Source organism: Okeania hirsuta, assembly GCF_003838195.1.
GTDB classification, from domain to species: Bacteria; Cyanobacteriota; Cyanobacteriia; order Cyanobacteriales; family Microcoleaceae; genus Okeania; species Okeania hirsuta.
In genome coordinates, this window is the sequence record NZ_RCBY01000215.1 from 1 (window position 1) to 11,863 (window position 11,863).

An 11,863-nucleotide genomic window follows, 5' to 3' on the forward strand; every position below is an offset into this window, starting at 1 on the left:
ATTTTCCATCCTAAACGTAAAAAAATCATAATGCGATCGCATGAAAAACAGGTTGGTTGCTTAATTTTGTGAGATGTTTCCCAAGCAACAGCAATTTGATGGTATGCGTAGATTTCCATGTTTGATAATTTCCGAATATAACTCCATAAATTTAAAGTTCATAGTTTTTTCCTACTCAACCGGAAACTTAGCTCAAGAGCAGTTATGAATTTTCGGCAGTAAAAGAAAAGATAAAAATGTTTTCTCTGATAAATTTCTCCCTGTTCCCTGTCCCCTAGCGCGTAGCTATTATACCAAGCGTGAAAAAAGAATGTTACAAATAGTTTCGCTCCTTTAGATAGATGTGAAATAATTTCGGTGAAATTACTATATTGTCAAAGTTTTGAGTCCTAAAAATATTACTTTTAACTTTTGACTTTTGACTTTTGACTTTTAATTTTTGACTTCCGTGAAACGGTATTAGTTCAATTTCAAAGCACTCACAGGTACTTCATCCCAAGATTCAACGGTTCGCAGTATAGCTTTCCATCCTTGTTCCTTTTGAGTCTCAGTTAAATTATTTTGAAAAGACTCATGGCATTCTTGGGCCTGTTGTTGATCGCCACAAGCAATACAGGAGTAGATAATACCAGATGGATCTATCTGTTCATTTACCCAAATAGTCATAGTTAATAGCCTCATTAAAAGTTAACAAAATAGGCGTTTGTGAATTAGTGTATGATATTAATCTTAATTATTTAGGAGTCAGGAGTCAGGAGTCAGGAGGAAAGAAAGAAGAAAAAAGAGTAGTAGAAGGAGAAAGTTTTTTTTTCGCGCTCTTATCTGGACAGGATATCATACCTCAAATCACCAACGCCACAAAATTATAAACTCATTACACAACACAAAGAAAATTCTGAACTCTAGAGAATTCAGAATTTTCGGTTGGCACTAAATTTCTAATATTAAATGGGATTAAATTCAACCTGAATCTTATCTTTTCTTTTGCGGGTTTAATACCCCAACATCAACAGGGGTACTTAAAATTGTTTGGGGTTTGTAGACACAAAGTGGCTTGTCGAAGACTATCCATAAGTAATTTTCCCTTCTGCCTCCTGCCTTCTGCCTTCTGCCTTCTGTCTTCTTTAAAATTACTGTCCAGATGCTAAACTCTTGAGAGAATTACCTGTAACACGGCATATACGCCATTCATCTAAAATTGACGCACCAATACGTTGATAAAATCCAATAGCTGGTTTATTCCAATCTAAAACACTCCACTCTAAACGTCCACAATTTCGAGATACAGCTAACTGTGCGACATAACTTACCAGTTGCTTCCCAATACCCCGCCCTCGATACTCCGGTAAAACAAATAAATCCTCTATATAAATTCCCGGTTGAGTGAGAAAAGTTGAGTAGTTATGAAAGAAGAGAGAAAAACCTACAGGTTGGCCAGCAAATTCAGCAATAATCGCTTCAGCGTAGGGATGATCGCTAAATAAATGAGCTTTTAAGGAGGCAGCGCTACCTGTAACAGCATGGGATAATTTTTCATACTCAGCTAGCGCCTTAATTAACTCAAATATTACAGGTACATCTGCTGGCCTAGCACTACGCAATTTTACTTCATTTAAAGACATAATTTAATCGCTATTACAGCTATTACATTTTATTAAAATCGATTTAACCATTCTTTCAAACGTTCAGCTACTTGAGGACGACGCAATTTCCGCATGGCCTTAGCTTGAATTTGCCTGACTCGCTCCCGGGAGAGATTAATCATGCGACTCACTTCATCTAAAGTATGAGGTTCTCCTGTGAGCAAACCATACCGGAGAGTGATGACATCTTGTTCGCGATCATTCAATACATGATTTAAGACTTCCAAGATATCCTGGCGCATCATCATGTCATTCATTTGCGCTTCGGGAGTGCTATTTTCATTATCTTCTAAGAAGTCTAGCAGTTCGCTATTTTCGTCAGTACCTAAACGATGATTTAGAGAAAGAGTTTTCCGGCGAATTTGCTGGAGGTTACGCAGTTGTTGGTGAGAAATTTCTAGTGCTTGAGTAATTTCGGTATCACTGGGGATACGATTTAGCTTCCGTCGTAAGTCGCGGTAAACTCGTTTAAGTTTGTTAATCTGTTCAACTACATGAACTGGTAAACGAATAGTACGTCCTTGATTAGCAATAGTGCGAGTTATTCCTTGACGAATCCACCAATAGGCATAGGTAGAAAATTTGTAACCTTTCTCTGGGTCAAATTTTTCTGTGGCACGGTTTAGTCCTAATGCTCCTTCTTGAATCAAGTCTAGAAAGGGTACTCCTCGGTTTAGATAGCGTTTGGCTATGGAAACTACTAGACGGAGGTTGGAGCTAATCATTCGGCGTTTGGCGGCACGACACTTATGTAAGCGATGAGATAGTTGTGCTTCTGTTAAACCTGCTGCTGCTGCTACTTCAGCTTTTGTAGGTATTCGCCCTAAGTCATTTGCTAGTTTTTCTGGCAGTTGTTCAAAGATAACTAATTCTTGGATCAGCCTTGCTAATTCTACTTCTTCTTTTTGGCTGAGAAGAGGATAGCGAGACATTTGCTTAAATAATGCTCCTACTGCATCATCTATGTCTTGTGAATTTTCTGATAATGGGAGAGTTACAGCCTGTATATTCATACTAGAGTCCTCCTGATATTGATCTTTTTCATGTAGTGATTCGGCAATCATCAAACTCATTTGTTGCATTTGAGTTGCCATTTCTGGTTTATTATCTGGTTTATTAGTGGGAGCTGGAAATTCGACTTTATGCTGACCTGAATTCTCTGTTAGTAGAATTTTCATGGTGTTTTTTCCTATTATATAGTTTTTTGGCTGTAAATGGTTGATGAAGCGTAGAGGGAGTGTTGTTTTATACTGTTACTCCTTAATCATTACTTAACAATGAACTCAATATTAAAGTCTTTTGTAAAGTACAAATAATACCATATTTCATGCTTTATGTCAATGAATAGCTAAGAGCGGTCGCAAATCTCTATTTAGACCGGACTTCCTAAGATTTATAGCAGGGAACAGTGGGAAAAACATTTTCCTTGATTCGGATTGTCATCTGCACAAGTCCTAACCTACCTGTCTATTCCTATATCTACAAGAGTTTATATACCTAATAATTACTTAACATTAAGTTATCTGTTTCTGTACTGATAACAATATACATTTCAAAGCTTTAGTATTTAATTAGCTGTATTAATCAATACAAAGCAGCTAGTTTATTTCTAATCTTATTTAATAATAATTAAAATAACTCTAATTATAATAATTTGTAACAAGATTGACTGCTTCTTCAAATTATGTATGCTGTATTTATTCAATTAAATTAGAAGGCGATGCGATCGCAATTAGATTAAATAATTAAGTAGTCAAGTCAAATTTTTTTTTGTTTATTACTTAAGTATATTTTTTGTTCCGTCTTTTTGTACGCATTTCTTTCCTTGGAACCATCCCTGATTTGGAGTTGCAGCGCTGTTTTCTGATATCAAAAATCAAATGAGTAGAGAGCGATCGCGAATTTTACGCTATACTATAAGCAATATAATTAAATTTTAGCAATAAATCTCTGGACTTGTATTATCTAGTTTTATTGGTGTAGACAATTAGCTACAATAATATTTTTTTACTATAATAGGACTGACGCAAATTGATCTTTGAAGCAGCATTTGTAGGAACGCCATTCGGAGCTTTGCGGAGCGCAAATGGCATTCGCACTAGCTATCTCTAGATTCCCTGTTTAAGTCCTGTATAAATGACTATTTAACTTGTTGGAGTAGTCGTGGAACAAAAAATTGAGAGCATTGGTACAGTTATTATTGGAGGTGTTAGTCGTACTGGTAAGTCTCGATTCGCTAATCTCGTTTTTCAGCAAACCCGATGTACTGTTGTGCATTTAGACTCATTTTTAAATGCTGTTCGCAATAACTATCCTGCTCCCATACTTACTCCTAGAGAGAAGGAGATATGTAAAGATTATTGTGATACGGTATTGGTGAAAGCTCTTCGTAATATGGGTCAGGACTGATGCAAATTGATCTTTGAAGCAGCATCTGTAGGGGGGGCATTCGGAGCTTTGCGGAGCGCAAATGGCATTCGCACTAGCTATCTGTAGAGTCCCTGCGTAAGTTCTGATGGGTAAAGAATTTAACTATCTTCGCGTTTATGAGTCTTCATTCATCTCACATAAACTTATTATTCAACGTCTTTGGTATATCAAACCCATTACTTTATTTTTGGGATATCCAAATACTGCTCCTGAACGCAAACTTCACGAAATTCGCAAAGCAGCACTTGACGATCCTTACTGTTGGTCTCATCAAATGGAAGATTTAGAATTACTAAGAACTGTGCAAAGTTTTATTTCATTGAGTCAAGTCATCGAAAGAGACTGTGTTCGATATGGTTTTCCATTCTTTGATGTTTCAGATAATTGCCATGAAACTGTAGAGCTAGCTCTTATTCATATATTGACTTGTATTACATCATCATAAAGCTAATCTCAATTTAGAATCAAGTGTGAAATAGTTTTAAATTAAAGTTTGGCTCCTCATACAATTTTATTTTGACTGGAAAACAGAACTTCTTTCTTCAGTATTAATACCTTATTTTTTTAAGCTATAGTCTCTGTGTTATGGCAATTCTCATATTGGTGAGGTACGCGCATTCGTTTGTTTTAGGGAGTAGGGAGTAGGGAGTAGGGAGTAGTAATTCGAGAAACAGGGGATAGAAAAAAGAAAAACAACTGTATCTCACGCTTTTTGAGAAACGGTATATACATAATTTAGATGAAAACTCTTATAATGTCATTTTGTTATGGAGACTTCAGAATTATACTCTTGCTTTTCAGTTCCGTGAGGCGGTACTAGATGTACTAATTGAGTGCTAACATAGCAGCAAAATATAATCTTTAGTTTGGAAGATTTGAAGATGAGACTCAAAATCTTTTCTGCTATTTTAGTTTTAAGTACGGTTTGCCCTCTTGTTCCAGTGATTGCTGAAAATATCCAACATACACAAAAGTTATTATCTAGTAAACAATGTCCAAATTGTGAATTAAGTGGTGCTGGCCTGGTATTAGCAAATCTTCAAGGAGCTAATCTCAAAGGGGCTAACTTGAGTGGAGCTAATCTCAGTCGTGCTAATTTGACTGGGGCAGATTTAAGTGGTGCTAACTTGGCTGGTACAAGTTTATTTGGTGCTAATTTAACTGGGGCAAATTTGACTGGGGCAAATTTGGCTGGCACCGATTTGAGAAGTGCTTATTTAACTGGTGCTAATTTAACTGATGTTGACCTCAAAAATGCTTTTTTGTTGGGTGCTGTGGGAATGCCATCTAATGTTGGTGAAGCTGAAGATTTTTATCGGTTAGGAATTGCAGAAGCAAAGGCCGGACATTATAAAGATGCTGTTAGATATTATAATCAAGCTATTAATTTAAAGTCTGATTTAGCTGCTGCTTATTTTGCTAGAAGTATGGCTCTTGCAGACTTGGGAAATCTTGATGCTGCACTTGCAGATGCTGAAAAATCTCGCGAAATTTTTATTTCTAAAGGTAGTAAAGAGGGTGAAGAATTATCACAATATTTGGTTGAAGTTATTGACCTACGTTTAAATCCTCCTGAACCAAAAAAGCCTAATCAATTTGTACACGCTATTGGTTCTTTACTTCCTTCTTTATTAAGGTTGGCATTTTAGGTATTTATGTTTTTTTTGTTTGACAGAGTTATCTGATATTGATAAGTAAAAGTACAACCTTCTTGAATTTCATAAAGACGTTCCATAAGTATAGAAACTATAAGGAATTCAGCCTCTTAATATTTACTATATAGATCAGCTCTTAGTTCAGTTATTATTTATTAGTTTTTACTTACTTAATACTTAATACTTAACTTATCAAAACTTACAGAAATTTTCGTTTATATTAAACACAGTAGGGACGTTCGATCAAACGTCCCTTTAAAGGTTTTTGCTTTTACCCTAAGCTCAATCTTTATAAGAATTACTATCAGCTAAACAGTTACATCTTATTTGCTTATCTGCCTAAATAAAAGTCAAAAATCTCAGCCGTTAAATTCAGAATTTCCAGTTAAACAAAACAGTAAAGTTATGCCAGTAAAAGCATAACTTTAATCTGTGATTTTGATCACCAAAATTTATTGCTGTATATAGCAATGTGCGCTGGCATATTTACAAATTACAAGAGGTGTCCAATAGCTAAAAGTCTTGTATTATCGGTCTTTTATTCCCCCTGTTGCCTGTTGCCTGTTGCCTGTTGCCTGCGCACAGCGCTATAAATTGAGAAATTTAAGCATAACTTACTTTAATTAACCTCTTCCTGGTAAAAAACTGCCACTGAGTTTTTTAATGGCCTTGTTAGCAATATCTGCATAACGCAATTCTCCACAAAGAATTTTACTCATTACTTCGGTAGCTGCAGGTAATTTAACTCCCATTTTATAAGCTACTTTGGGAAATCTATAAAATGCTCCTGCTAGACGACCTGCCCAAACCATATCTGCACCCCATTCTTCATTTATTACCTGAGTGTATTGCTTGAGAGCATCTCCATCGTCTCCCAAAGCTTTATCTATAGCTTCAGCAGCTTTGACACCACTGAAAATTGAGGGGCGAATTCCTTCGGCAGATAAGGGGTCTAATATACTTGCTGCTTCTCCTGCTAATACTGCATTTTCTGTGTGGAGATTTTTATCTCCATCCCATAGAGAAATAGGATGTTCTAATAATTCATTTTGATTTGCACTTAAACCAATTTTTTGTGCATATTCCATCAAATCTTTGGATAAATTTTTGGGTTCCCCACCTCTAAAAGTAGCAATATTAATTGAGCAAGAATCTGCTTTCGGGAAACTCCAGATATTGCCGTTTTTAACTGAGCCAAATTCAAAATTAACTTGTTGATTTTGGTCTTTTAATGCTGCTTCAAAAACCAAACTTTGTCGTTTTTTTGATTCTTTGAAACCCAACCATTTAGCCATTGGGCCTTTTGCTCCATCAGCGGCAATTAAATAACGACCTGTAACAGGTTCTCCGTTTGTTTTAACTTCCCAATGATCGCTTTTAAATTCAATACCTGTAACTTCTGTTTTTTCTCTTAGTTCTGCACCTTCTGCTTGAGCTTTTTGGATCAGGAAATGATCGAAAATATCCCGTTTTACCATCCACATTGCAGAAGGTAAATCTGCTTCTACGGGATCTTCTAATTTCCATGTATAGCGAATTTTCTTGACCTTGAGAGAAATTGCTGGAGTGAAATCAAAGTCAAACCACTCAGCGATGGCTGGAGATACCCCACCACCACAAGCTTTTTTTCTAGGTAAAGATTCTTTTTCTATGACTAAAACAGAACGTCCTTTTTTAGCCAAATGATAAGCTGCTGTACCTCCTGCTGGGCCTGCTCCTACGATTATACAATCAAACATTTCTTCAATTCTTCAATATTGAGGTTTTTTATGATTTTTGAGGATGGGAAAATACTTATTGAGCAGGGGTAGTTTCTATAGAAAAGTTATTTACTTGCTTAAACCATCTATAGAACCTCCCCCCTGCAAAAATCACAGAGTTCCCATTTTACCTATGATTTTCTAAGATACTTGATTTTACATATCTTGATATAGGTTTTTTAACTCTTGATTTTTTACTTTTTACTTTTGTTTATCTGTGATTTTCAAGATTTTTTTAAACCGTTGTAATATCCTTCTCTTTAGCAGCTAATAACTCATCTATTTTGGCTATGTATTTATCTGTCTTCTTTTGAATTTTGTCTTGTAAATCTCGTGATTCATCTTTAGAAATATCGCTATTTTTTTCTTGTTTACGAACTGAATCTACAGCATCACGACGAATATTACGGACAGAAACTTTCCCTTCTTCAGCAAGTTTAGCTGCTAACTTGACCATTTCCTGACGACGTTCACTTGTGAGTGGGGGAATATTTAGCCGTACAATAGATCCGTCATTGTTGGGAGTTAAACCAACGTCTGACATATTAATTGCTTTTTCAATTAAGCCCAGACTACTTTTATCAAAAGGTTGAATAGTAATGGTACTAGCATCTGGGATGCCAATATTTGCCATAGATTTGAGTGGAGTTGGAACTCCATAATATTCAACTATTACTCTGTCTAAAAGAGAAGCATTAGCTCTTCCAGTTCTAATCGTGTTGAAGGAACTTTGAGTAGCTTCAACTGCTTTTTTCATTTTCTTTTCAGCTTCTTCTATATTCATTCATCAAAACCTCTGACAATAGTTCCAATTTTTTCTCCCATAACGGCCTTACGGATATTACCCGTAACCGAAAGATTAAATACAATAATCGGGATATTATTTTCTTTACAAAGAGCGATCGCTGTACTGTCCATTACCCGTAAGTCTTGTCTTAATACTTCCCCATAAGTTAGGGACTCGTATCGTTTGGCCTGTGGATTCTTTTCTGGATCGGAATCATAGACCCCATCGACTTTAGTGGCTTTATAAATTACTTCTGCGTCAATTTCTGCTGCTCTGAGAGCTGCAGTAGTATCAGTGGTAAAAAATGGATTACCAGAACCTGCGCCAAAAACTACCACTCGGCCTTTTTCCAGATGGCGAATGGCTCGACGACGAATGTAAGGTTCGGCTACTTCTTGCATAGCGATCGCCGTTTGGACTCTTGTCGGCACTCCTGCTTGTTCGAGGGCATCTTGTAAGGTAATAGCATTCATCACAGTGGCAATCATGCCCACATAATCTGCTGTTGCTCGGTCCATTCCTTTCGAGGCTGCTTTTACACCTCTAAAAATATTACCGCCCCCAACAACAATTGCCATTTGAATTCCTGTGGCCACTACTTCGGCCACTTCTTGAGCAATTCCTTGGACTACTGCCGGATCTATGCCATAGCCAAGACTTCCCATCAAGGATTCGCCACTCAATTTCAGCAAAACCCGTCGATCGACTGTCCCCATACTTTGAGTCTTTTCTCAACTAAAGTTGCTTCCACAATACGATACCAGTTGTTCTGCTTTTTTCCACTATTTTATTCTTGATACTAAATTTATCAGAAGTTACATAGAATAATATTTTCATCAGAGTTGACTTGAGAAAAAGACAGATAAGTTAATAAATTTCATCATTCTGTGCAGACTCACATAATATTGGCATGAGAGTTAAATTATCAAAAGTTGGAAATTACTATTTATTCAGTTGTTTATCACTTTTATAAAAGGGCATGAAACGGTTTAAAGAAGTGACGGTTAATTTTTTATCTTTTTGTTTTGGGTTTAATACCCCGCTGTCTACACGGTCTTTACAATTAGTTGGGTTTTGTAGACAGGAAGTGGCCTGTCAAAGACTGTCCCCGTCAACTTTTTCCTTCTTCCTTCTTCAATCACCCCAGTATTACTACTGTTGAGTTATAATTTACGACGCCATTTAATTGAGCAACCAACGACTTCTGTATGAGATGGGGTTACTTCTTCATCTTGAAGAAGTTGGGCAATTGCCTGATGTAGATAAGCAACTTTTACTGCTTCTGGCTGATTAACATTATCGTCTATTCGGCCACGATATCGTAACTTACCTTCCCGATCCAATAAAAAAGCCTCGGGTGTTTTGTCAACCCCAAAGCTTTCTGCTACGTCTTGAGTTACATCCCGAATATAGGGAAAATTTAGTTGATTATTAGCTGCAAATTCTTTCATTTTTTCAAAACTATCTTTGGGATTGGGAGAAATCGTCGCATCATTAGCATTCATTCCAATTATGATTACTCCTTGGTTTTGAAAATCTTTTTGCAGTTGCTTAATCCGTTCAATGTATAAATCTACTTCTGGGCATTGATTACTCAAAAATATCACACAAACTACTTTAAAATTTTCTAAATATCTTGCTAAATGATGAACCTCACCATCTACTCCTGGCAATTCAAAATCTGGAGCATAATTATCAATTTCTGTTCCTGTCATTTCAGTCAAACTCATCTCTCTATTACTTATAAACAATTGCATTACTTAGAACAAATATTTTTCTATCATATCCCATATTTTTACCAGCCTTGAGCTAATGCCTGATATCCAATAAGTTTATAGACTAATTTAGCTGCTGTAAACTCAGATACTACAGAATCAACTATTGGAGCTAACTCCATAATGTCACAACCTATTACTTCGTGTAATTCAAATAATTTCCGCAAAAATGCAGTTAAAGAATACCAATTTAGTCCACCAGGTTCTGGGGTACCAACTCCAGGAATTAATGTTGGGTCAATTCCATCTAAATCTATTGTTAAAAAAACTTGTTGAGTCCGAATACTAGCGATCGCTCTTTCTATCCAATCTGGCTGAATAACTATTTCCCTTGCACGAAAAACTGTGAGATTTTTCTCCTTGATTAAATCTGCTTCTTCTTTGCAAATCGCCCGAATACCGATTTGTATTGTTGGCAATTCCATTTCAATTATCCGTCGCATTACACAGGCGTGGTTATATATTGAACCTTCATATTCATCACGTAAATCGCCATGAGCATCTATTTGAATTACTGTAAATTTTTCATCCAAATATATTTTTTTATAAGCTTTAACAATTCCATTTGTAATGCTATGCTCTCCACCGATAGCAATGACAAATTTTCCATCATTCACTAATTTTTCTACTGTTTCTTGAGTGACTTTTAGCATATCTAATGGTAATATTTTTTTTCCATTACCAGTATCTGCTATAGATTCATGGGTATAGATACCAACTTCTAAACCAGTTTCTCGGTCTAATTCTTCGTCATAACATTCTAACTGTTGAGACGCATCTAATATTGCTGATGGACCGTTAACACAACCCCTTCTATAAGTGGTAGTTGCTTCATAAGGAATTGGTAAAATTGCTACTTTGGCAGTGGTATAGTCTGGTTCAATTTCCGAACCGATAAATGGTAGAGTTGATGTAGGGTAAATTGCTGACATTTTTAATATTTTAGTATTCTAGAGTTAAATAATTTAACATTTAGCAAAATTTTGATGGTTATAGTTATTGTAAGTTTTAAGTGTAGAATATTATAACGTTTTTGATATGTAAGCATTTAGCAGGAAATGCTTACTTTCATATTAATGATGAATAGCAATTATACTTGACAACAAAGTATAAATATAAAAATCACAACGCTAATATAAAAATTTATTTTAGATAAAAGCTCTAAAACTATTCCTACTATTTATTAATGCTGTAGATATTTTCTACAAAACTAATGATTGCTACAGCAACTCCCAAGAAGCGTGAGATACAAAATTTGTTTGTTTTAGAGAGTAGGGAGTATTCAATAATTGATAATTGATAATTGATAATTGATAATTACCTCTCCCTAAAAGGAAAAGGATTGAATAAAAGGAAAATTTTTTCTTGTTTCTCCTTTCATTAATGTATAATCGATCATCAATAATCGATAATGAATAATGGATAATTACCTCTCCCTAAAAGGAAGAGGATTGACCAATAAGGAAAAAATTTATCAAAATAATATGGGTCGCGCAACCCCGCCTTTTAAGGCGCAATATTTTTGGAGCGTTGCTCTAATCCCCTACTTCCCCTCCTGGGAGGGATTAGGGGTGGGTTAACTTCTGACTTCTGACTTCTGACTTCTGACTTCGTGATTTTTTTTCCCTTGGAAGGGGAGGCAGAGTAAGCCGAATTGTTTAATTATTTAATTATTTAATTATTAATTATTCGGTAATAGAAAATCAGAAAAACAACTGTACCTCAGTAACTTGAGAAACGCTATATATATCAACAAATATTGAAGAAGGAGACAGGAGACAGGAGACAGGAGACAGGAGGAAAATTACATGGG

12 protein-coding genes are annotated in these 11,863 nt (G+C 35.8%); 4 read left to right on the forward strand and 8 right to left on the reverse strand.

Annotated features, from left to right (window positions below; genetic code table 11):
* Nucleotides 1-459 precede the first annotated feature (459 nt).
* On the reverse strand, nucleotides 460-666 hold the full coding sequence (locus D5R40_RS25330) for a glycogen debranching protein (RefSeq protein WP_124155408.1): 207 nt from the start codon (nucleotides 664-666) through the stop codon (nucleotides 460-462).
* Between the two features lie 47 nt (nucleotides 667-713).
* Between D5R40_RS25330 and D5R40_RS36040 the strand changes: the two genes are divergently transcribed.
* A complete protein-coding gene (locus D5R40_RS36040) occupies nucleotides 714-869 on the forward strand; it encodes a hypothetical protein (RefSeq protein ID WP_161565067.1) in 156 nt (51 codons plus the stop codon).
* A gap of 261 nt (nucleotides 870-1,130) precedes the next feature.
* On the opposite strand, the gene D5R40_RS25335 is transcribed toward D5R40_RS36040, so the two are convergent.
* Together D5R40_RS25335 and D5R40_RS25340 are read right to left on the reverse strand one after the other, a co-directional pair.
* Complete coding sequence (locus tag D5R40_RS25335; protein WP_124155409.1) at nucleotides 1,131-1,622, reverse strand: GNAT family N-acetyltransferase; 492 nt, start codon at nucleotides 1,620-1,622, stop codon at nucleotides 1,131-1,133.
* Between the two features lie 32 nt (nucleotides 1,623-1,654).
* Complete coding sequence (locus tag D5R40_RS25340) at nucleotides 1,655-2,821, reverse strand: RNA polymerase sigma factor, RpoD/SigA family (protein WP_192901062.1); 1,167 nt, start codon at nucleotides 2,819-2,821, stop codon at nucleotides 1,655-1,657.
* Between the two features lie 985 nt (nucleotides 2,822-3,806).
* Here D5R40_RS25340 and D5R40_RS25345 point away from each other — a divergent pair.
* The 3 genes from D5R40_RS25345 (at nucleotide 3,807) to D5R40_RS25355 (ending at nucleotide 5,722) form a co-directional block, all read left to right on the forward strand.
* On the forward strand, nucleotides 3,807-4,052 hold the full coding sequence (locus tag D5R40_RS25345; RefSeq protein WP_124143816.1) for a hypothetical protein: 246 nt from the start codon (nucleotides 3,807-3,809) through the stop codon (nucleotides 4,050-4,052).
* Between the two features lie 106 nt (nucleotides 4,053-4,158).
* On the forward strand, nucleotides 4,159-4,518 hold the full coding sequence (locus tag D5R40_RS25350; RefSeq protein ID WP_124143815.1) for a hypothetical protein: 360 nt from the start codon (nucleotides 4,159-4,161) through the stop codon (nucleotides 4,516-4,518).
* Between the two features lie 436 nt (nucleotides 4,519-4,954).
* Nucleotides 4,955-5,722 carry a pentapeptide repeat-containing protein gene (locus tag D5R40_RS25355; protein WP_124143814.1) on the forward strand — a complete coding sequence of 256 codons (768 nt, stop codon included), beginning with the start codon at nucleotides 4,955-4,957 and terminating at the stop codon, nucleotides 5,720-5,722.
* 629 nt (nucleotides 5,723-6,351) lie between these two features.
* Here the strand turns inward: D5R40_RS25355 and D5R40_RS25360 are convergent.
* The 5 genes from D5R40_RS25360 to speB all read right to left on the reverse strand — a co-directional run bounded on the left by D5R40_RS25360 (nucleotide 6,352) and on the right by speB (nucleotide 10,982).
* A complete protein-coding gene (locus tag D5R40_RS25360) occupies nucleotides 6,352-7,467 on the reverse strand; it encodes a geranylgeranyl reductase family protein (RefSeq protein ID WP_124155410.1) in 1,116 nt (371 codons plus the stop codon).
* 256 nt (nucleotides 7,468-7,723) lie between these two features.
* The gene (gene frr, locus D5R40_RS25365; RefSeq protein ID WP_124143812.1) at nucleotides 7,724-8,272 is read right to left on the reverse strand and encodes a ribosome recycling factor; all 549 of its coding nucleotides are present in this window, start codon (nucleotides 8,270-8,272) and stop codon (nucleotides 7,724-7,726) included.
* A complete protein-coding gene (gene pyrH / locus D5R40_RS25370) occupies nucleotides 8,269-8,991 on the reverse strand; it encodes a UMP kinase (protein ID WP_124143811.1) in 723 nt (240 codons plus the stop codon). Before pyrH ends, frr begins: the two co-directional genes overlap by 4 nt.
* Nucleotides 8,992-9,438: 447 nt before the next feature.
* Nucleotides 9,439-9,990 carry a thioredoxin family protein gene (locus D5R40_RS25375; RefSeq protein ID WP_192901311.1) on the reverse strand — a complete coding sequence of 184 codons (552 nt, stop codon included), beginning with the start codon at nucleotides 9,988-9,990 and terminating at the stop codon, nucleotides 9,439-9,441.
* An 80-nt stretch (nucleotides 9,991-10,070) separates the two neighbouring features.
* A complete protein-coding gene (speB, locus tag D5R40_RS25380) occupies nucleotides 10,071-10,982 on the reverse strand; it encodes an agmatinase (RefSeq protein ID WP_124143809.1) in 912 nt (303 codons plus the stop codon).
* Between the last annotated feature and the right edge of the window lie 881 nt (nucleotides 10,983-11,863).

Excerpts from the sequence above, each read along its gene's own strand:
- D5R40_RS25340 (WP_192901062.1), bottom strand. The coding sequence starts at position 2,821 with ATGAAAATTCTACTAACAGAGAATTCAGGTCAGCATAAAGTCGAATTT.
- D5R40_RS25360 (WP_124155410.1), bottom strand. The coding sequence starts at position 7,467 with ATGTTTGATTGTATAATCGTAGGAGCAGGCCCAGCAGGAGGTACAGCA.
- D5R40_RS25330 (WP_124155408.1), bottom strand. The coding sequence starts at position 666 with ATGACTATTTGGGTAAATGAACAGATAGATCCATCTGGTATTATCTAC.
- pyrH (WP_124143811.1), bottom strand. The coding sequence starts at position 8,991 with ATGGGGACAGTCGATCGACGGGTTTTGCTGAAATTGAGTGGCGAATCC.
- D5R40_RS25355 (WP_124143814.1), top strand. The coding sequence starts at position 4,955 with ATGAGACTCAAAATCTTTTCTGCTATTTTAGTTTTAAGTACGGTTTGC.
- D5R40_RS25335 (WP_124155409.1), bottom strand. The coding sequence starts at position 1,622 with ATGTCTTTAAATGAAGTAAAATTGCGTAGTGCTAGGCCAGCAGATGTA.
- speB (WP_124143809.1), bottom strand. The coding sequence starts at position 10,982 with ATGTCAGCAATTTACCCTACATCAACTCTACCATTTATCGGTTCGGAA.
- D5R40_RS25350 (WP_124143815.1), top strand. The coding sequence starts at position 4,159 with ATGGGTAAAGAATTTAACTATCTTCGCGTTTATGAGTCTTCATTCATC.
- D5R40_RS25375 (WP_192901311.1), bottom strand. The coding sequence starts at position 9,990 with ATGACAGGAACAGAAATTGATAATTATGCTCCAGATTTTGAATTGCCA.
- frr (WP_124143812.1), bottom strand. The coding sequence starts at position 8,272 with ATGAATATAGAAGAAGCTGAAAAGAAAATGAAAAAAGCAGTTGAAGCT.